20 protein-coding genes and 1 pseudogene are annotated in these 19479 nt (G+C 44.6%); 14 read left to right on the plus strand and 7 right to left on the minus strand.

Going from position 1 to position 19479, the window contains the following annotated elements; all coding sequences use genetic code 11:
• The first annotated feature begins 647 nt into the window (after positions 1–647).
• The 3 genes and pseudogenes from yjjJ (at position 648) to U9Q77_02500 (ending at position 2559) form a co-directional block, all read left to right on the plus strand.
• Positions 648–1958: a type II toxin-antitoxin system HipA family toxin YjjJ gene (yjjJ, locus tag U9Q77_02490; protein ID MEA3286233.1), complete on the plus strand. Its 1311-nt coding sequence runs from the start codon at positions 648–650 to the stop codon at positions 1956–1958.
• A 17-nt stretch (positions 1959–1975) separates the two neighbouring features.
• Positions 1976–2140, plus strand: a pseudogene (locus U9Q77_02495) (IS3 family transposase).
• Positions 2137–2559 carry a hypothetical protein gene (locus tag U9Q77_02500; protein ID MEA3286234.1) on the plus strand — a complete coding sequence of 141 codons (423 nt, stop codon included), beginning with the start codon at positions 2137–2139 and terminating at the stop codon, positions 2557–2559. Before U9Q77_02495 ends, U9Q77_02500 begins: the two are co-directional and overlap by 4 nt.
• Before the next feature lie 38 nt (positions 2560–2597).
• Here the strand turns inward: U9Q77_02500 and U9Q77_02505 are convergent, their stop codons facing one another.
• The 4 genes from U9Q77_02505 to dusB all read right to left on the minus strand — a co-directional run bounded on the left by U9Q77_02505 (position 2598) and on the right by dusB (position 5913).
• Positions 2598–2846 (minus strand): hypothetical protein, encoded by a 249-nt coding sequence (locus tag U9Q77_02505; protein MEA3286235.1) that lies wholly within the window; start codon positions 2844–2846, stop codon positions 2598–2600.
• 50 nt (positions 2847–2896) lie between these two features.
• Complete coding sequence (locus U9Q77_02510) at positions 2897–3211, minus strand: translation initiation factor (protein ID MEA3286236.1); 315 nt, start codon at positions 3209–3211, stop codon at positions 2897–2899.
• Positions 3212–3371: 160 nt separating this feature from the next.
• Positions 3372–4721 carry a cyclic 2,3-diphosphoglycerate synthase gene (locus U9Q77_02515; GenBank protein ID MEA3286237.1) on the minus strand — a complete coding sequence of 450 codons (1350 nt, stop codon included), beginning with the start codon at positions 4719–4721 and terminating at the stop codon, positions 3372–3374.
• Between the two features lie 139 nt (positions 4722–4860).
• Entirely contained in the window at positions 4861–5913 is a 1053-nt protein-coding gene (gene dusB, locus U9Q77_02520) for a tRNA dihydrouridine synthase DusB (protein ID MEA3286238.1), read from the minus strand.
• Between the two features lie 308 nt (positions 5914–6221).
• On the opposite strand from dusB, the gene rpmB reads away from it, so the two are divergent.
• The 11 genes from rpmB to U9Q77_02575 all read left to right on the plus strand — a co-directional run bounded on the left by rpmB (position 6222) and on the right by U9Q77_02575 (position 17101).
• Positions 6222–6413, plus strand: coding sequence for a 50S ribosomal protein L28 (gene rpmB, locus U9Q77_02525; protein MEA3286239.1), 192 nt, complete (start codon positions 6222–6224; stop codon positions 6411–6413).
• Positions 6414–6501: 88 nt separating this feature from the next.
• The gene (locus U9Q77_02530; protein ID MEA3286240.1) at positions 6502–8091 is read left to right on the plus strand and encodes a GMC family oxidoreductase; all 1590 of its coding nucleotides are present in this window, start codon (positions 6502–6504) and stop codon (positions 8089–8091) included.
• The gene (locus U9Q77_02535) at positions 8084–9046 is read left to right on the plus strand and encodes an ABC transporter ATP-binding protein (protein ID MEA3286241.1); all 963 of its coding nucleotides are present in this window, start codon (positions 8084–8086) and stop codon (positions 9044–9046) included. The genes U9Q77_02530 and U9Q77_02535 overlap by 8 nt, the downstream gene beginning before the upstream one ends.
• Positions 9043–9885 (plus strand): ABC transporter permease, encoded by an 843-nt coding sequence (locus tag U9Q77_02540; GenBank protein ID MEA3286242.1) that lies wholly within the window; start codon positions 9043–9045, stop codon positions 9883–9885. The genes U9Q77_02535 and U9Q77_02540 overlap by 4 nt, the downstream gene beginning before the upstream one ends.
• A complete protein-coding gene (locus tag U9Q77_02545) occupies positions 9882–10607 on the plus strand; it encodes a hypothetical protein (GenBank protein MEA3286243.1) in 726 nt (241 codons plus the stop codon). Before U9Q77_02540 ends, U9Q77_02545 begins: the two co-directional genes overlap by 4 nt.
• A gap of 292 nt (positions 10608–10899) precedes the next feature.
• The gene (gene arcC, locus U9Q77_02550; protein ID MEA3286244.1) at positions 10900–11847 is read left to right on the plus strand and encodes a carbamate kinase; all 948 of its coding nucleotides are present in this window, start codon (positions 10900–10902) and stop codon (positions 11845–11847) included.
• A 418-nt stretch (positions 11848–12265) separates the two neighbouring features.
• Entirely contained in the window at positions 12266–13429 is a 1164-nt protein-coding gene (gene sucC, locus U9Q77_02555) for an ADP-forming succinate--CoA ligase subunit beta (GenBank protein MEA3286245.1), read from the plus strand.
• A 5-nt stretch (positions 13430–13434) separates the two neighbouring features.
• Positions 13435–14307 (plus strand): succinate--CoA ligase subunit alpha, encoded by an 873-nt coding sequence (sucD, locus tag U9Q77_02560; GenBank protein MEA3286246.1) that lies wholly within the window; start codon positions 13435–13437, stop codon positions 14305–14307.
• 76 nt (positions 14308–14383) lie between these two features.
• A complete protein-coding gene (gene ndk, locus U9Q77_02565) occupies positions 14384–14812 on the plus strand; it encodes a nucleoside-diphosphate kinase (GenBank protein ID MEA3286247.1) in 429 nt (142 codons plus the stop codon).
• A 26-nt stretch (positions 14813–14838) separates the two neighbouring features.
• Positions 14839–15687 (plus strand): SPOR domain-containing protein, encoded by an 849-nt coding sequence (locus U9Q77_02570; protein ID MEA3286248.1) that lies wholly within the window; start codon positions 14839–14841, stop codon positions 15685–15687.
• 205 nt (positions 15688–15892) lie between these two features.
• The gene (locus tag U9Q77_02575; protein ID MEA3286249.1) at positions 15893–17101 is read left to right on the plus strand and encodes a hypothetical protein; all 1209 of its coding nucleotides are present in this window, start codon (positions 15893–15895) and stop codon (positions 17099–17101) included.
• Positions 17102–17194: 93 nt separating this feature from the next.
• Here the strand turns inward: U9Q77_02575 and U9Q77_02580 are convergent, their stop codons facing one another.
• From U9Q77_02580 to floA, 3 genes are all read right to left on the minus strand, one after another.
• Positions 17195–17968, minus strand: coding sequence for an ABC transporter permease (locus U9Q77_02580; protein MEA3286250.1), 774 nt, complete (start codon positions 17966–17968; stop codon positions 17195–17197).
• A gap of 93 nt (positions 17969–18061) precedes the next feature.
• Entirely contained in the window at positions 18062–18535 is a 474-nt protein-coding gene (locus U9Q77_02585) for a hypothetical protein (GenBank protein ID MEA3286251.1), read from the minus strand.
• 11 nt (positions 18536–18546) lie between these two features.
• Complete coding sequence (floA, locus tag U9Q77_02590) at positions 18547–19473, minus strand: flotillin-like protein FloA (protein ID MEA3286252.1); 927 nt, start codon at positions 19471–19473, stop codon at positions 18547–18549.
• Between the last annotated feature and the right edge of the window lie 6 nt (positions 19474–19479).

The following is a 19479-nucleotide window of genomic DNA, read 5'->3' on the forward strand; positions in this document are numbered from 1 at the left end:
GTTGCACCCGTAGCTATTCGCATTTAATCCCTCCGGGATTGTTATATGCCTGGTAAATATTCCTAACATCGTTTGCCCACACAATTTTTCTTGCTATGGTTCCAGGTACGCATTTAGGGGAAGAACCACACAAAATTTGTACAAAGCTTGTTTTGCAAGGGTTTTACTATTGTGACTGTTGAACTATTTGAATTCTACCCCCTGCCTACTAAGCAGGAATTCTGCCTCCCATAATTTGTTGATATTTTGATTGACGAAGCCGCAAAAAGTTCCTTACGGTTGAAAAATCATCAAATACGCCCTAACTCATTTAATATTAACCACATAACGCAAATACTGCTAAATCCATAAATATCAATACTCTGCGTCATTTCGATGAACTCAATACAACGCTCTGCGCGCTCTGCCTGCCCGCACGAAGTTATACGCAGGCGGGCGAGGGGTACTTTTTGCGAGACCGTCTTGATTATTAATCAATTTTTATGCAGAGCTAGTCATGTTCCTAGTCAGAATATTAGTCATAATTATATTTTTCTATCTTATAATATGTTGACTTTTATAGATATATTGTGATATTTCACTGAAGTTATATTAGTCATTACATTAGTCATTATACTGATGTAGATGTAATTATGGAGACTTTATTAGTGGCAATAACTATCAAGGAATATCTGGAGCGAGGTCCTGCAACATCCAAAGAAATTCAATCTGCAACCGGGATGAGTCAAAGCAAGGTTGCCCGGCAACTCAGGGGTATGGGTGAAGAAGTGATTAGATTGCAAGATGGACGATCGCTTAAGTATGCGATGTCACGTAGTGCCTTTGGGGGTAGTAACAAGCTACCGTTAAGTATAGTTGATGCACACGGGAATACTGTCCTGACTGCGCATATCCGTCCACTCCTTCATGGGGGATTTTTTGTTGAGCCAGCAACAGGAATGCCCTCGTTGCTATTGGGCGAAAATGGGGACGGACTCTATGATGATTTACCTTATTTTTTATTAGATTTAAGTCCCCAAGGATTTCTGGGACGACAAATAGCTGAGGAAATGGCTGATCAATCACTTGATTTTCCACCTGACCCGAGACAGTGGAATACAGATCACATTGGACGCTATTTAGTCTCCAATGGTGACGACCTATCTGGAAATTTTAAATTTGGCGAGCAAGCATTATTGCGAGTTCGACGTAAGGCTCTTCCTACTCCAGACGAGGAATATCCCAAACTGGCTGATAGTGTGATGAATGGGGAAATCCCTGGTTCTTCTGCTGGCGGAGAACAGCCAAAGTTCACGGCATATAGTGCTCATAGCCATTCACATGTGATCGTCAAATTTTCTCCTCCTGGAAAGGATAAAATTGCCCAACGTTGGCGAGACATTCTACTGACTGAATACCATGCGATAGAGGCCATGCATGCTGAGGACATCCCCGCTGCTGAAACAAGACTTATTGAGAGGGGTGATCGACTGTTTTTGGAATCCCAACGATTTGATCGATCAGGCGAGCATGGACGATTATCGATGGTTTCACTTCAGTCAATTGATGCTGAATTTTCTGGTGTAGGAAGTGGATGGTCGCAGGTAGTCCGCAGATTATACCAAAATAATCTAGTTAGCCGGCAACATGTGTTCGATACAGTGGTCTTATGGTGCATTGGACGTTTGATTAATAACACTGATATGCATTTGGGAAATTTGAGTTTTGCTATCGAAGGAAATGTCTTTAGACTTCTACCTGTTTATGATATGTGCTCAATGGGCTTCTCACCAAAAAGGAACGGTGAGCTTCCTGACTATAGCTTCATAGCATCTGAACCAAAAGGGGTAGATACTGCAGAATTGAATTATGCAAAACTTATAGCTCGCGACTTTTGGGAAAGGGTTATCAATGATAAAAGGGTATCAGTTGAATTTAAAGCCTACCTGGAACGAGGGAACCCAATTGACTCAATGTAAAATGTATACAGAAAAATAAAACTGAGCTGGTTTACCATGAAAGGTATTGGATCAGGGCTCAGGCCAGAGCAAGTATCTTCGAGTTTATCGAGGTATTTTATAATAGAGTGAGAAAACATTCGTATCTTGGATTTCTATCACCAGAACAATTTGAACTTAAATCAAGAAATGATGCAGCATGACTTCTCGGTCTGTCCACTTTTTTGTTGCAACTCCATGTCTTCCTGAAGCAGTGACCTCACTGTATCGGTGTGATAGCGCCTATTTTGCCGATAAGACCATGTCGGTCACAGAAACACAGAAAGACTTTTACTTGATTAAAGTAAAACTTCGAAACATGAAACATCTCATATCATCCTGCGAATGGGAAGACATCCCTGGTCATCCGAGTATTGCATATTCAGAGCAGATGTATCAGGCAAAAAGCTGGGATCATCACCGTAAGCTGGTCTTTATCCGTCGCCTGTTACGTGTCCATACGGATGGTCTGCTATTTTCCATACCAGAATATGATTACACCTGTTATGCAAGCAATCTGGAAGAAGCCCCACTTGAGTTTTGCACTGACAAGATCCAACAATGTTCTCACAATATGTGTTGATACCCCACAAAGAAGACTATTCTGGTATTGTGTTGGCGTTAATCTCGGCCGGTGTTGTACTTCAATCTTTCCACAACGATGTTGCGATCTTCTCTCCCATCAAATACTTCCTGAGAAACGATATCTTTTCGCCCGAGGTAGCCTGCCTTTGAAAGTGTGGTTATCTGATCTTCATCCTCATCATTGGGGCAAAATGCACAGGATCCGTCTTCACCATCCAAGTGGTTGGTAGCAGAACAGGAGGCGTGGACTTTATTTTCTCCTGTCAAAAGTAATGCAATGCTCATAATAAGTATAGCTCCACCAACGATACCCACGGTTAAAATAATCAGCATTGTCACCCTTTCACCTCATAGCCTTCATTACCCAAGTATACCCGGATGCGTTCACGATGTTCTCCCTGGATCTCGATTTTATCATTTTTTGTCGTCCCGCCGGCACTTACCAGGGTTTTCAAGGCTTTTGCCAGGATCTTCAAGTCAGGAACACCTTCCATATCATAGAGAATGGTAGTAGGCTTCCCTTTACGCTTCTCCATACGCATACGGATCAGCTTTTTACCGCTTCCCGTTTTTTTGGCGACCACATCTGAATCCTCATTAAAGGTCCATCCAGCACCGCTGCTCACTCTTTTTGATCGTTTGGCACTCATGGAATCAATTTATTGAAGGTGAAGACAAATGAAAGGAAAGTGTAGAGCTGCTCAAGCTAAAATAACGAATTCTGACCGGGAGCGAAGGGCTGGGTCTCAGGCAAGATTATGAAATTAATAAACCAGGCCGGGATTCGAATCCCGGCCTGGTAATATTACCCTAACTATTTTTTACAGCTGCTTCCAACTCCTCAAGGATCTTCGGGTTAAGGATGCTGGCCAGAGTCGGAGAACCAATCTCCTGCAATTTGTAGGTTACTCTGACAGAGGGTTTGTCAATATTGATCACCCGACGCAGATCAATTGGTGTCCCAATGACAACTGCTTCACATTCAACTTTATTGATGGTGGTTTCAAGATCTTTCATCTGTTCATCACCATAGCCCATGGCCGGCAGGATCTGACCAATATCAGGATATTTATCAAAAGTCTCAGAAAGCTTACCAATGGTCCAAGGGCGAGGGTCAACCAGACTTTCAGCTCCATACTTCTCTGCAGCCACAACTCCAGCTCCGTACATCATTCCGCCATGAGTTAAGGTTGGACCATCTTCTACAACCAGCACTTTTTTGCCATAGATCAATTCTTCGTCATCAACAGATACTGGTGATGCTGCATCGATCACAATTGCTTCAGGATTTACCATGCGGATGTTCTCACGAAGGGTGGCAATATCATCGATATCAGCTGTATCGATCTTATTTATCACAATGACATCAGCCATAAGCAGGTTGGTTTCACCCGGATAGTAGGCCAACTCGTCTCCCGCTCTGTGGGGATCCACAACAGTGATCATGATGTCTGGTACATAGAAGGGCATATCGTTATTGCCACCATCCCAGATGATGATATCGGCTTCTTTTTCAGCTTCACGCAGAATGGCTTCGTAATCAACACCGGCATAAACAACAGTATTGTTCATGATATGAGGTTCGTACTCTTCCATCTCCTCAATAGTACAGTCATGTTTCTTGAGATCATCCAGTTCAGCGAACCGTTGGACCTTCTGTTTGACCAGATCACCATACGGCATGGGATGACGAATGGCTACAACCTTTTTGCCCTGTGCAGTAAGATGATCACAGACAGCCCGGGTTGTTTGACTTTTGCCACACCCCGTCCGGGAAGCACAAATTGCGATCAGTGGTTTTGTGGAAGGAACCATGGTTGATTTGGCACCCATAAGTCGAAAATCAGCACCGGCATAATTAACCAAAGCGGCCTTGGACATGACATATTCATAAGGAAGATCACTATAGGCGAAAATCACCTCATCCACATCATGATCATAGATCAGATCCTCCAGATCTTCCTCATCATGGATGGGAATACCCTCAGGATAAAGACTACCGGCTAACTCAGCAGGATATTTACGTCCATCGATATCCGGAATCTGGGTGGCCGTGAAAGCCACGATCTCATAATTCTCGTTATCACGAAAGTGGACATTAAAATTGTGGAAATCGCGTCCCGCGGCTCCCATGATCAATACTTTGATACGATCGCTCATTGTTACTCCTTAATGATATTTATTGAAATTATAGTTCATCTTTTCACTGGCTTTCCATATGCAAATTCCCCGCCAATAGGTCCTTTGCCACTAAATTAGGTAGAGATGTTACAGGCAACGTCTCTATCATAATTACCGATCAATAATTGTCTTTGCTCCCTGGGACGTTTGGAAACAGGGGACCTTCTTCGCGGTATGTATAATTTGCCAGCTCCTGATTTGCTTCCAGTTCATCAATAATTTTGTTGATCTCCGCATCCATATGGCCGAATTCCATGATGGTGTAAAGTCGTTGCCGATAGGCAGAAGCACCGGGAAACCCTTTCAGGTACCAACTCAAGTGCTTTTTAATATAGTTCGTGCCTCGATAATTCCCCATAGACAGTGCTTCCATGTGCAAATGACGATGACACAATTTCACTCGATCGATCAGGCGGATGGCATCAGGAATGGTTCCAGTTTCCAGATACTGATTGATCTCATTGAATATCCAGGGATTTCCCAGGGCACGACGGCCAACCATGACTGCATCACAACCGGTTTCATCCAACATGCGTTTGGCATCTTGAGCGCTTCGGATATCACCGTTTCCAATCAAGGGAACAGTGATCGCCTTACGTGTTTCAGCAATCAAACTCCAGTCAGCCTCACCAGTGTAAAGCTGCTTTGTGGTTCGCGGATGAAGTGTGATTGCAGCGATACCAGCATCTTGCAAGGCAGCCGCTGCCGTTGGGGCAATGATACAACCACTATTCCACCCCGCCCTGATCTTGGCTGTAACAGGTATGGATACGGCTTCAACCACGGCTCTGGCTACATCATCCATAAGGGGCAGATCTTTTAGAATAGCTGAACCACCGCCTCGTTTTGTGACCTTGGGAACGGGACAACCAAAATTCAGATCGATGAGGTCAGGCTTAACGGTTTCTGCGATATATGTTGCGCTCTTAGCCAGAATTTCAGGACTTTCACCAAAGATCTGCACGCCGATAGGTCTTTCAGATTCCTTGAACTTCATCATGTCCAATGTCTTTCGATTCTCGCGAATGATCCCATTGGCGCTGACGAATTCAGTATATACTACTCCGGCACCCTGTTCTTTGCAAAGTACCCGAAATGGATGACCAGTAATACCAGCCATGGGAGCCAGAATGGCTTTAGATTTTATCTCAATAGGTCCGATCTTCCACATATCTCCGACCAATCTAGACCTGAAACCACGAATTGCACAGATTTCACTGATAGTTTCTCATTAAAAATTCAACCAGTCTCTGGAGTTGCGAAGCGGTGACTCAGGTGGTTACCTCTCCAATAACCCTATTTGCCATGCATAATGAATACAAGATTCGCCAGGTGATTCAGCCCATACTTTCATATTTTTTATTTACAGATACCCCCCGCTCTTCACGCGCCGCTTGGTTAAACATTTAAACATTATATTTTCTTTGACACGCGTCTGTCGCCGTCTATATTTGCGCGCTTTAGAATGGGAGTTTGAAAATGGCAAAACGTTGTGATATATGCGGTAAAGGTCCTACAGTAGGTAATAATGTGAGTCACTCACACAAGAAATCACGTCGTCGCTGGTTACCTAACCTGCAACGGGTTCGGGTTCTTGTTGATGGCCAGGTAACACATCAGAAAATTTGCACCAGCTGCATTAAGTCAGGAAAGGCTATTAAAGTCGCCTGATTTCTTTCGGATCTACCAGAATCTTTAAAAAGTCCCGAAAACGGGACTTTTTTTATACTATAACTCCTTATCAGGGGTAGATTTTTCCATGTCTCAAAAATATGATTACATCATAATCGGCTCGGGCTTCGGAGGATCAGTATCAGCACTCCGATTAGCTGAAAAGGGCTACAAGGTTGCTGTACTCGAAAAAGGTAAACGCTTCCAACCCAAGGACTTTGCCAAAACCAACTGGAATTTCCGTAAATATTTTTGGCTCCCTCAACTCAAGTTTTACGGTATCCAATGTATGACTTTATTGAAGCATGTATTCATTTTGCATGGTTCCGGTGTTGGCGGTGGCAGTCTGGTTTATGCCAATAATCTATTAATACCGCCCGATGAAGTCTTTGAAAAGCCGGAATGGGGTCCAGGAAACTGGAAAAAGCGGCTGGCCCCTCATTATGCCACTGCTAAAAAAATGTTGGGAGCCACACCCAGCCCCACCCTATCCCCCACAGATGAATTCTTAGCCGAAGTTGGTCAGGAATTAACTGGCAAGGACACCTTCCACATAAACGAGGTCAGTGTTTTTTATGAGAATTCAGGAGAGCCTGTACCTGATCCGTATTTTGACGGCAAGGGACCGGATCGAACGGGTTGTACTTTGTGCGGAGCCTGTATGGTCGGTTGTCGCGATGACGGTAAAAATACTCTGGATAAAAACTATCTCTACCTGGCAGAAAAACTGGGGGTGGAGATCATCCCCGAAACCGAGGTTACCCAAATACTAAGCCGTGGCAATGAATATCGAATCGTCGCCCGCAAAAGCACCGGCTTTCGTCATCCTGTAAAATTTTACAAGACTGCAGGAGTCATTCTGGCCGGAGGCGTCATGGGAACGGTAAAATTACTGTTAAAATCAAAGAAGAATGGCGACCTGCCAGCATTGTCTCCTCGTCTAGGCGACTTGATCCGCACCAATTCTGAAGCACTTATCGGCGTCAAGACCAACCGTAAGGATATGAATTATTCAAAAGAGATAGCCATAACCTCCGGAATCTATCCAGATCCTGACACCCACATAGAAGTGGTTCGATACCCAAAAGGATCAGATGCCATGGCCATGCTTACTACCTTATTGGTCGATGGAGGCGGTTGGCTACCCCGACCCCTGCGCTTTTTAGGAACCATTTTACGCCATCCTTTGAAAATGCTGGAATCTCTCAATCCTTTTCAATGGGCGCATCGAACCGCAATCCTGCTAGTCATGCAGACCGTAGAGAATTATATGAAATTTGACTATAAACGCCGTTGGTGGCGTTTGGGTGGACACAGTATGAACTCCACCAAAGCACCTGGTGTACCCATGGTACCTACGTATATTCCAGTTGCCAATGAAGTGGCTCGAAGAATGGCTGAAAAAATGGAGGGAAATGCCTACAGTCTCCTGCCTGAGGTTCTTTTTGATGTTTCCTCCACCGCGCATATCCTGGGTGGCTGCGCCATGGGAAAGACGGAACAAACTGGAGTTTGCGACTTTGAAGGCAAGGTGCATGGTTATAAGAATATGTATGTGGTTGATGGATCGGTGATCCCAGCCAACCTTGGTGTAAATCCCAGCCTTACTATCACAGCGTTGGCTGAGTACATCCTTTCAAGTCTTCCACAACGAAAAGACTCTCCTGACTATGGTTAAGTCACCTGAAGCAGTCGTCTCTATCGAAAAAGAACAGCAATCTGATCAAACTTCCATGGCGCTGGAGTGTCATGATCTATCGAAACGATTCAAGACGATCCAGGCACTTGACAATGTGACTCTCCAGGTTCCAACAGGCAGCATCTTCGGTTTTCTGGGTCCCAATGGTGCCGGGAAATCGACTCTCATTCGCGTTATTGCGGGTCTTATTCAGGCCGATTCTGGTCATTTTGATATCCTCGGACGCTCTAACCGATCAGGCCATCTCGTACGTAAAGAGATGAGCACTCTGGTGGATCGTGCAGATTTTTATAAAAATTTGAGTGCCTTTCAAAACATGAAGATCCTGGGTCGCTTAACCGGTCACGACCAGACCGGCCATATCAATGATTTGCTGCAATTATTAGGACTATATGAACGTCGCAAAGATAAGGTGAAGACCTTTTCTCAGGGTATGAAACAACGATTGGGAGTAGCCCAAGCTCTATTGCCTAATCCAAAACTGTTGGTGCTGGATGAGCCCACAACCGGGCTGGATCCCCAGGGTATGCATGAGATACGCGACTTCATCCTCAAAATTGCCGCTGAACAGCAAGTTACTATTTTCCTATCCTCTCACCTGCTCCATGAGGTCGAGTTGATCTGTTCTGATATTGCACTGATCTTTAACGGAAAGTTGGCAGCCCAGGGATCCTTAAGTACAATTTTTCAGAAAATGGAACAGGTAACTGTTGAATTAGAGGTGGAAAATTCAGAGCAGGCTCTCAGGTTTCTTGAACAATCAGGACAGGTAAAGAATATCAAAGTACTGGTTAATTCACTCAGTGTTGAGATCCACTATAACCAGATCCCGCTCTTGATCCATAGTATGTCCGCTCACGATATCAACATCTTCTCAATTTCTCAGCGCAATCGTCTGGAAAACTATTTTCTCTCGCTGATGGAGGAAAAATGATACTCCTCAAGCTAATCCAGAACGAACTGTTTAAAATCTTCTCCCTGATCCGATCATATATCGGTATCATTCTGTTCACAGTCATCGTGCCCTTAATACTCTGGGGCTATGGTATGGGAACTTCTCATATTCAGGGTGAGATCGAGCGGAATGTTTCCGATATGTTCTTCATCGAAGGCTCACCAACCAATGGTTTTACTGCTGCCTATTTCATCATGAATTTTTTCTGGGTGCATATCCCCTTCCTGCTAGCATTGGTCGGTGGGGACATCTTCGCCGGGGAACACGCCAACGGAACATTTCGTATCTACGCAACCCGACCGATATCCCGTTTGAGCATCTTTGTTTCAAAAACCATAGCCACCATGATCTACACGCTCATTTTTGTACTGTATTTTGGGCTCCTAACCCTGGGTTTGGGACTTATCTGGCACGGTGGAGGTGATATGCTTGTCTTTCATGACGGCATACTGATCCTTGAAGGCAGTGATGCCATGCGACGATTCTTGATTGCTTATGTTTTTTCTTTTATAAACATGGTGTTGGTGAGTGCCATCGCCATCTTTTTCTCCACCATGGTGCGCAATGCAATCGGACCGGTGATCGGCACCATGTCCCTGATTATTTTCTTTCTCATGGTCTCCACCCTGCCTTTGGATGTATTCAAAAATGTTCAGCCCTACCTGTTCACAACCTATTTTTCAAATTGGGAACTGATCTTCCATGACCCCATCCCCTGGGATGAATTATTGCGAGGTTTGGGCATCATCGTTTCCAACCTGATCTTCTTCCTGGGAATCGCCTTTATCATCTTTCGGAGAAAGGATATCCTCACATGAGACTTATCAGAACAACACTATTTCTGCTCATTTTCAGCATGCTTCGACCAGATCTAAGCGCAGAAGAAGTGCCTACCGGGTCTGAGCTTCTCAATCTCATGCAGAAAAATTGGGAGCAAATTGAGGACTATGAGGTAGATATTACCTTATCACTGGATATTCCGGGATTCCGCATGCCGTCACGGAAAATCCATTATCTATTCAAGGCTCCTGACAAAAGTAAAGTCGAAGTCAAAGGTTTTGCCATTATTCCCAAGCAGGGCATCCAACCCTTTTTCACCTTCTTGAAAGATTCGGTAAATCTTAAGCTACAGGCTGATACTGTTGTGAACGGAAGATCAGTTTTTGAAGTGGCCATAGAGGATAGCTTCATGAATCAGGCCGGCCAGATCACTTTCTTTATTGACCAACTGAGTGGAAATATCTATGAAGCGTGGGTCACTCATGATAGTACCGAATTTTTTCGTATGAAGTCTGAATATACAAGTATTCATGATATCTGGTTACCCCTCGCCACAGATATTACCATGCGTTTCCCTCCTGAATTCAAAAACCTCCAACGACTGGGCAAAAAGCCAACTGATATGAAAACTTTCGAGGCAGGTATGACTGACGAATGGCTCATGGGTTCAATCAGTATCAAATTTAAAAGATACAAGGTTAACCAGGGTATACCTGACTATGTCTTCGAGGAAAATGAAGAGGATATTATTCAGGATTAACAGGAGAGTAATCAATCCTTTCGCCTGTCTTCGCAAGGCTTTGTCATGACGAGCAGAGACATAGAGCGTCTTATTGAGTCCACCGAAATGACGCAGAGTTTTGTCGTATTGTCTTTCAATCAACCGAATTTGAAACTTGAAACCCGTCACTCATCACTCATCACTCGTCACTCATCACCCTTAGACTTCAACTGAAATTGATATAATTCGTAGTTAAAGAAGAGCGAATTTGGGTTGAGTTTCGACCCTCGTCAAATACATTACTTTGCTTAAAACTTTGAAGGAGTAAGTATTGCGAAAAGCAGTTGTAGCACTTGGCGGGAATGCCATCTCTCCTCCAGGAGAAGTAGACTCGATCACAACCCAGTTTAAACGGACTCGCGAGAGTCTTGACATCATCGTTGATCTCCTGAAACAAGGAATCATTCCAGTCATTACTCATGGAAATGGACCTCAAGTAGGCAATGCAGCCCTACGGACGGAACAAATGTCTGATTCACTACCCTATTTACCTTTGGGAATCAACGTTGCTGACACTGAAGGTGGGATGGGCTACATGATCGAACAATCTCTCCTCAACCGACTGAGAGATGAAGGAATGGATCAACACGTTGTGACACTCATCTCACAGGTTCTGGTCGATGAGAATGATCCATCTATAAAAGATCCCACCAAATACATCGGTACTGCCCTTCCAGAAGCTGAAGCAAAAGAAAAAGCAGAACAATTTAATTGGACCATCAAACCAGTAGGCGAAAAGCAGTGGCGCCGGGTCGTCCCTTCCCCAGAGCCTATCAATATCATTAATTCAAAAGTAGTCAGCCAACTCATCGAACTGGGACATATTGTCATCGCAGTGGGTGGCGGTGGCGTTCCATCATTCAGAGATATTAATGGTAACCTGGAAGGTCTTGATGCCGTGATCGACAAGGACAAAGCCTCCGCCCTGCTCGGAAATCAAATTGATGCGGAATTGCTCTACATCTTTACCGATGTTGATAAAGTGGCTTTGAATTTTGGCAAGGAGAATGAAACTGAACTATCAGAGATCTCCCTATCAGAAGCAAAAACATACTTAGCTGAAGGTCATTTCCCACCAGGAAATATGGGACCCAAGATCGAAGCCAGTGTCAGCTTTCTGGAGGGTGGTGGCAAACAGGTCATTATTACCAGTATTGATAGTATGATGCAGGATCCAAGTGGTGGTAATGGGACGATCATTAAAAATTATAAATTATAAATTATAAATTATGACGATCTCGCAAAAAGTCCCTCTCGCCCGCCTGCGTATAACTTCGTGCAGGCAGGCAAAGCACGCAGAGCGTTGTATTGAGTTCATCGAAATGACGCGATGTGTTGATATATATGGATTTAGGCTTATTCACTATATGTAGTTGTATTTTATGGTTTTAGGGCATATTTTATGAATTCTCAGATACTTCTAGCGGTTCCGTCAATTATAAATTATAAATAATGTTACGGGCCATATATAGAGGAACAATATTTCGTTACAAAGATGATGAAAGTAGCTCAGCATAATATTATGAAGTTTAGTCAACCATTTAGTTCAAGGACACATTAATTAAGCCTCTGTGCCCTCCGTGTTCTCTGGGGTTAATGGCTTTTGATAAATAAACTAGAATATGAGGAAATAATACATGAATATTCATGAGTATCAGGCGAAAGAGATCTTTCGGAAATACAATGTTCCCGTTCCTAACGGAGGCGTTGCATTCACAACTGAAGAAGCTCTAGATGTAGCCAAATCTCTTGACTCCAACATCTTTGTGGTCAAGGCTCAGATTCATGCCGGGGGACGCGGCAAAGCTGGTGGTGTAAAGATTGCCAAGAATCTTGATGAAGTAACACTCTATGCGAATGAGATACTGGGAAAGACTTTGGTCACCCACCAAACGGGACCAGCCGGTAAAAAAGTTGGCCGTCTTCTTATCGAAGAAGGCATTGACATTGCCCGTGAGTTGTATATGGGTATCGTCCTGGATCGTCAAAGCGGCAAGTTCGTCTTCATGGTCTCTGAAGAAGGCGGTATGGAGATCGAGAAGGTTGCTGCAGAAACCCCGGAAAAGATCATCAAGGAATGGATTGAACCTGGTCTCGGTTTGCAAGCTTTTCAAGCACGTAAATTGGCTTACGCCCTGGGTCTTGAAGGTGTTCAGGTCAAGCAGGGCTTAAAATTCATGTTCGCACTGTGGGATGCTTTCAAGGCTTCCGATGTTTCACTGGTGGAGATCAATCCACTGGTTGTTACCGGTAGTGGTGATGTGATGGCTCTGGATGCCAAGATGAATTTTGATGACAATGCTCTTTATCGTCATCCAGACATCCTGGAATATCGCGATTTGAGCGAGGAGGAGCCCTCAGAGGTTGAAGCTTCTAAATTCAATCTGAATTACATCAAACTGGATGGCAATGTGGGTTGCATGGTCAATGGTGCCGGCTTGGCCATGGGTACCATGGACATCATTAAATTATATGGCGGCGAACCAGCCAACTTCCTGGATGTGGGTGGTGTTGCCAACCCTGAAACGGTTGCCAATGGATTTCGCATCATTATGAGCGATGAGAATGTCAAAGCAGTTCTGATCAATATTTTTGGTGGGATCGTCCGCTGTGATCGGGTTGCTCTGGGAATCATCCAGGCTTTGAATGAAGTAAAAGTTACTGTTCCTGTGGTTGTAAGATTGGCTGGAACCAATGCTGAAGAGGGTTCTCGGATCCTGGCTGACTCTGATATGGATTTTATTGTTGCTACAAGTTTGGCCGAAGCTGCAGAAAAAGTCACTGCCACAATTAAGGATTAATCCAAATGATTCTAATAAACAATGATACAAAGTTAGTTGTACAGGGCATTACTGGTAGTGAAGGGTCTTTTCACACAGCCCAGATGCTAGAGTATGGCACTAAAGTTGTCGCTGGTGTAACTCCGGGAAAAGGGGGTCAAAAAACCGATGTTGGCGTCCCGATTTTTAACACTGTTCAGGAAGCCAAGGATCAAATCGGTGCCAATGCCTCGGTTATTTTCGTTCCCCCGCCTTTTGCTGCGGATGCCATCATGGAAGCAGTTGATGCCGAACTGGATGTGGTTATCTGTATCACTGAAGGTATCCCCACTGCTGATATGGTAAAGGTAAATGACTACATGTCTGATAAGAAAACCCGATTGGTTGGTCCAAACTGTCCTGGTGTTATCTCCCCAGGAGCTGGAAAAGTAGGCATTATGCCTGGCTTTATCCACCAACCTGGAAAGGTAGGGGTCATTTCACGCAGTGGAACCCTGACCTATGAAGCAGTTCATCAGTTAAGCACCCGCGGTATTGGTCAATCGACCTGTATTGGTATCGGTGGTGATCCCATCATTGGATCCAACTTTATCGATCTGCTCAAACTTTATAACGAAGATGAAGGCACAGATGCAGTGGTTATGATCGGTGAGATCGGTGGAACCGCTGAAGAGGAAGCTGCTGATTGGGCCCAGAAACACTTCACCAAGCCTATTGTGGCCTTTATTGCTGGCACAACAGCTCCTCCTGGTCGTCGAATGGGTCATGCCGGAGCTATCATCTCAGGTGGTAAGGGAACAGCTGCCGACAAGATTGCAGCCTTGAAGGCAGCTGGTATCGCAGTATCTGAAAGTCCTGCTGGTATCGGTGAACTCATGGAAGAGGTTTTGGGAAAATAACACAAGTAACGAGTGACTTTAGACTTTAGACTTTAGACTTTAGACTTTAGACTTAATTAAATAGGAGAAAGAAAAATTGGGAAACAAAACTTTTGCAATGATCAAACCGGATGCCGTGGCATCTAGCAAATTAGGAAAAGTGATCGATGCGACACTGGCTGCCGGATTTAAGATCAAAGCCGGTCGTTTAACCTTGATCACCAGAGCCCAAGCTCAGGAATTTTATGCCGTCCACGCCGAACGTCCATTCTACGACGAATTGGTTGATTTTATGTCTTCAGGCCAGACATTTGTTATGGCACTCGAAAAAGACAATGCTGTTCAGGCCTGGCGTGACACCATTGGTGCCACCGATCCGGCAGAAGCTGCAGATGGCACGATTCGAAAGCTGTATGCTGAGAGCAAAGGTCGCAACGCAGTTCACGGATCCGACTCAGACGAAAATGCTGAGAAAGAGATTGCATTCTTCTTCAGTGGGGCTGAAATTATCGCCTCTAATATCTAATTACCAGCCTGTATCAGGAGGCAGAAATGACTTGTATTGTTCATGCTAAGCGTATCACAGTAAGCTTGTTATTGATAAGTATTATAGTCAGCTGCAATATGTGGAAGTCCCAATTCGGGCGTGACGAAATTTATTTGGGTGAATATGTTACTTTACAGGTTGAAGAACCTGTTGAAGGACAGGTCACTCGCTGGATTTTTGCTCAACTTCCAGACAGTAGCAAACTAGGTGGGTTTCTGCCTGCTGATACATTTTCTCAAGTTTCATTTAAGCCAGATGTTCCCGGTGAATATGATGTAATTCTAGAACTTACTGTGAATGGCAAAACAGCTGAGACCAGTTATTTCTATGATGCAGTTATTCCCGAGGATAGCAGCCTGATCAGTAGTGCTGTTCCATCTCATTTGCTTGACATGGCTTACCTTGGAGACACTACAGTAGCTGACACACCAGCAGTAAGCAGTAGAACTGATACTGGCGATCAACGGAGGTATTTGTCCAAAGTGATCACTCCTGGACAGCCAAAAACACAAGCTGCTCGTCGTTCTTCTCGCGGAAGTAAACGAACAAATAAAGCGGTCTCTAGCAAGCCCAGTAGGGGTAATTTAATTCCGCGGGCTGCCAAAACATTTACGATCCAGGTTTCTTCCTGGCCATCATTGAATGAAGCGCAGGAAGCATCTCAAGAGTTATCAGACAAATACGGTATTGACAGTTATATCCAGCGCGCTTTCTTTAAAGACAAAGACGAGATATATTATCGTCTCCGTATAGGAAATTTTGAGGAACAGGCTGTTGCCCAGGCTTATGCAAAAGAGATTCAGGCCATGACCAGTTTGCCGGTCTGGGTCGATTTTGTGCGTCAGGAAATGTAGGATCGAGTAATAAGTAATAAGTAATAAGTAATAAGTAATAAGATTCTACCGAGATGTTTGTAGAAACCACCTGTAAACTATTGAATCTTTGGACAGTCGACATTTAAACAATATTTTCTCTGCGCCATTACGCCTCTGCTTGTCATAGCGAAGCCGTGCGAGAGCGCCAGGACTAGAAACCATATACTATGATGGAGAATCACAAATGCTAGAAACACAATTATATTTTAATTTTCGCGACCTGTTCCGTGCCCCAAGACTTGCTCTGGGTCGTCGTATGCTGGTCATGCTGGAAGCTTTGTTTGGGGCCTATTTGGTATATTTGGTAATGACCTACCTTGCTCTTTTGGTCGAAGGTCATTCCTTTGGAAGTATCTGGAATGACTTCCATCTCATGCCCACTTCCATCCTGTGTCTGGCAAGCAGCACCCCGGGACATATACTGGTGGCGCTATCCTATACTTTCTCCGTTATCATTATCTGGCTTGGAATGACTGCTATTGCCAAGATCACCATCAAAGAGTACAAGGGAGATCTATTCTACTCCTCCAGGGATGGGTGGAAATGGGCGATGAAGAACTGGTTTCCGGTCTTTTTTGGCCCTATCTCCATTGCTATTGTCATCGGATTTTTTGTCGTTCTGGCAGCCATGTTTGGCTGGTTAGCGCAGTGGCCGGTACTGGATATTTTACTCTATGGTCTGCTTTTCGTCATTTTCCTGCCAACTGCTCTGTTTCTGGTCTTTTCGGCTTTGGCACTTGCAACGGGACTTTATATGTCACCCAGTATTGTGGCCTGCGCTGAAGAGGACACCATGGGATCCATGTTTGGCTCCTATACCCTGTTGTGGAATCAGCCGGTGAGATTGATCAGCTACACACTGGTTATTATAGCAACAGCGTTTATCGGGTATCACATTTTTTATGCCTTTGTGCTTTCAGCTTTCAAATTCCTGGAGATGGTTTTCGGACATGAAATGATTATGGGAGATGCTTATCTTGCTATTAAACAGGTCGGGCTTGATCTTTTTGGAAATTTCAGTTTCCTGCCTACTTATTATGAGTTTCCGGCCTGTTTGGAAGCAGCTTGTGCTCCAGTCGGCGGTTGTGGGGGCTGTGCCTCTGCTCCTGTCATTTCACCCAGCATTACTCAGGCCATTACGGGTGTAATTGTGGGTTTCTTTTCCCTGTTGACCTATATAGCAGTCCCAGCGTATGCTTTATCCACATTGGCTACCGGTTTTGCCACTTCCTTTATTGTACTCACAAAATTCAAAGATGACCAGGATCTGATCAAACGCAAAGATGCTGATGAGCGTGCTGAAGCAGAAGCTGCTGAGGAAGAAGCAGAAAAAGAAGCTGACACCAAATCTGAGGATTCTGAACCGGTTGTTGATGATCAAACCGAAGATTAATGGCTTCGCACCATACTATCTGGAATAATGTCGAGGTGATATAGAAAAGGGATCCCACCAGGTGCAGCGGGAAGAAGGCGAAAAAGAAATCGTTTAAAAGACTACCATTGCCACCATAAAATCATAAACAAGGATTAATGTTGCGGAAAAAACAAAAGCATCAATAGCAGCACGTCCTACACCGCTGGCCCCTTTTGTAGCTCTTAATCCAACCCAGCAACTGGTAAGCCCAATCGCAAATCCAAAGCTAAGCGCTTTTACAAACCCAGGTAAGATATCCTCAGAAAAGACAAAAACGGATTTGAATGAATTAAAAAACATCTGAACACTGATATCGAAGAAAACATCACCAACGAGAGCAGCCGTAAAAAGCCCAACAAAGTCAGACACAGCAACCAGCAATGGCATCATGATGACCATGGCAATAACTCGAGGAGCCACTAAGTGTCTAACCGGATTGATAGCCATCACTTCCAGGGCATCAATTTGTTCGGTGACTCTCATCGTAGCAAGTTCTGCTCCAATAGACGAACCATTTCTGCCAGCCAGAACAAGGGCTGTCAGGACCGGTCCCATTTCTGCCAGAAATCCTACAGCGACAATTTGACCAAAAAACATGGCTGGCAAGGTATCCTCCAATTGATACGCACCTTGCCACCCGGAAACCGCTCCTGCGAAAATACTGATAACCGCAACTAGCGGTAAAGCTTTCACACCAAGCATGTAGAATTGATTGATGTATAAAGCTCGATCCTGATGAAAATATCTCACATACTTGAGCACCTGAAATAGGAGGACAATGATTGATCCAATATTGGCAATTAAGCCAATGGCTTTATGTCCCAGCATGCGTAATGGATTGATCATAAGTGACTAATACCAGTTACACTTCATAACAACACCCCAACTTCCGCATCTTTTTCTGAGACAGCCTCTTTTTATACCATTTTCGATCTACACTCAACTCCTGTGAAACCACTCCTCATTATCCTGATAAGCTCGGGGTTTCCCCAGGATCTCATGCAGGAGAATCCCCTGCTCGATCTTCGAGTAAGGCTCCAGCAAAGTCTCCAGGGGGCTTACTGCAACACCACCTGTTTCAGCTACTGATGATACTTTTGTGCGTTCAGAATCTCGGTGGAATGATGGTGACCCTTCCTCAAATTGAGGAGGTGGATCATCACTCACAAGCTCCACCTCTGGTTCACTCACAGGCTCTACATATGGAATAATCTGGGGGTCTTTTTGGGTTTCGAGCAGTTCATTTTTTAGCTGCTCAAAAATACCGCCCATGAAGGTGGGCTCTTTAGGAGAAGACGTTTCCACCTTAGGAGCAGACTCCTGGGCAGCTCTCCGCTGAGCCTTGTTCTTTTTGGCCCAGGCGGAGATCGCCATATACAGAATGAAGAGAGCTATTGGACCTATATTGTCCATTTTCTCAGATCCTATTGCTTATTATCTTTGTCAGATCCAGAAATTTTCTTCCGCATGGAAGTATCGGCCTGGATATTATCCATGCGATAATAATCCAAAATTCCCAGATTTCCCTGACGGAAAGCTTCTGCCATGGCTTTTGGAACCTCTGCTTCGGCTTCCACAACCTTGGATTGCATTTCCACAACCCTGGCCTTCATTTCCTGCTCAGCTGCCACAGCCATAGCCCGACGTTTCTCAGCTATAGCCTGGGCAATATTTTTGTCAGCTTCAGCCTGATCCATCTGCAGCGTAGCACCAATATTTTTACCGACATCTACATCGGCAATATCAATAGAGAGCAGTTCGAAAGCGGTACCAGCATCAAGACCCTTCGCCAAAACGTTTTTCGATATAATATCCGGGTTCTCCAGAACAATTTTGTGGGAAAGCGATGATCCAATAGAGCTAACTATGCCCTCACCTACTCGAGCCAGTATAGTTTCCTCACCTGCACCACCTATAAGACGCTCAATATTTGCCCTGACCGTAACTTTTGCCACTGAAAATAGCTGAATTCCATCCTTGGCAATAGCTGATACACGAGGGGTTTCGATCACCCGGGGGTTCACACTCATTTTTACTGCATCAAGAACATCACGGCCTGCCAGATCAATAGCGGCTGCACGCTGAAACTCAAGTTCAATATTTGCTTTATCGGCTGCGATAAGCGCAAGCACAACCTTACTCACATCACCACCTGCCAGATAATGAGCTTCCAAATTATCTGTCGTAAGCTTCAAACCAGCCTTACTGGCACTTACCAGCGAATTGATGATCAGGGGTGGTGGGATCCTTCTCAGTCGCATACCAACCAGGGTCAACAAACCAACATAAACTTGGGCAGCAGCAGCGCTGATCCACAAACCGATGGGGATAAAATAGGTGAAGAGCACCAGAAAGGC

This window comes from Candidatus Neomarinimicrobiota bacterium, from assembly GCA_034716895.1.
GTDB lineage: Bacteria > Fidelibacterota > UBA8477 > UBA8477 > JABMPR01 > JABMPR01.

Bases quoted from the DNA above. Each gene is read 5' to 3' on its own strand.
- rpmB (MEA3286239.1), top strand. From the start codon at position 6,222: ATGGCAAAACGTTGTGATATATGCGGTAAAGGTCCTACAGTAGGTAAT.
- U9Q77_02585 (MEA3286251.1), bottom strand. From the start codon at position 18,535: ATGGACAATATAGGTCCAATAGCTCTCTTCATTCTGTATATGGCGATC.
- U9Q77_02500 (MEA3286234.1), top strand. From the start codon at position 2,137: ATGACTTCTCGGTCTGTCCACTTTTTTGTTGCAACTCCATGTCTTCCT.
- U9Q77_02545 (MEA3286243.1), top strand. From the start codon at position 9,882: ATGAGACTTATCAGAACAACACTATTTCTGCTCATTTTCAGCATGCTT.
- U9Q77_02510 (MEA3286236.1), bottom strand. From the start codon at position 3,211: ATGAGTGCCAAACGATCAAAAAGAGTGAGCAGCGGTGCTGGATGGACC.
- U9Q77_02575 (MEA3286249.1), top strand. From the start codon at position 15,893: ATGCTAGAAACACAATTATATTTTAATTTTCGCGACCTGTTCCGTGCC.
- U9Q77_02530 (MEA3286240.1), top strand. From the start codon at position 6,502: ATGTCTCAAAAATATGATTACATCATAATCGGCTCGGGCTTCGGAGGA.
- U9Q77_02515 (MEA3286237.1), bottom strand. From the start codon at position 4,721: ATGAGCGATCGTATCAAAGTATTGATCATGGGAGCCGCGGGACGCGAT.
- sucD (MEA3286246.1), top strand. From the start codon at position 13,435: ATGATTCTAATAAACAATGATACAAAGTTAGTTGTACAGGGCATTACT.
- U9Q77_02505 (MEA3286235.1), bottom strand. From the start codon at position 2,846: ATGAGCATTGCATTACTTTTGACAGGAGAAAATAAAGTCCACGCCTCC.
- U9Q77_02580 (MEA3286250.1), bottom strand. From the start codon at position 17,968: ATGATCAATCCATTACGCATGCTGGGACATAAAGCCATTGGCTTAATT.
- U9Q77_02570 (MEA3286248.1), top strand. From the start codon at position 14,839: ATGACTTGTATTGTTCATGCTAAGCGTATCACAGTAAGCTTGTTATTG.
- U9Q77_02540 (MEA3286242.1), top strand. From the start codon at position 9,043: ATGATACTCCTCAAGCTAATCCAGAACGAACTGTTTAAAATCTTCTCC.
- sucC (MEA3286245.1), top strand. From the start codon at position 12,266: ATGAATATTCATGAGTATCAGGCGAAAGAGATCTTTCGGAAATACAAT.
- U9Q77_02535 (MEA3286241.1), top strand. From the start codon at position 8,084: ATGGTTAAGTCACCTGAAGCAGTCGTCTCTATCGAAAAAGAACAGCAA.
- dusB (MEA3286238.1), bottom strand. From the start codon at position 5,913: ATGTGGAAGATCGGACCTATTGAGATAAAATCTAAAGCCATTCTGGCT.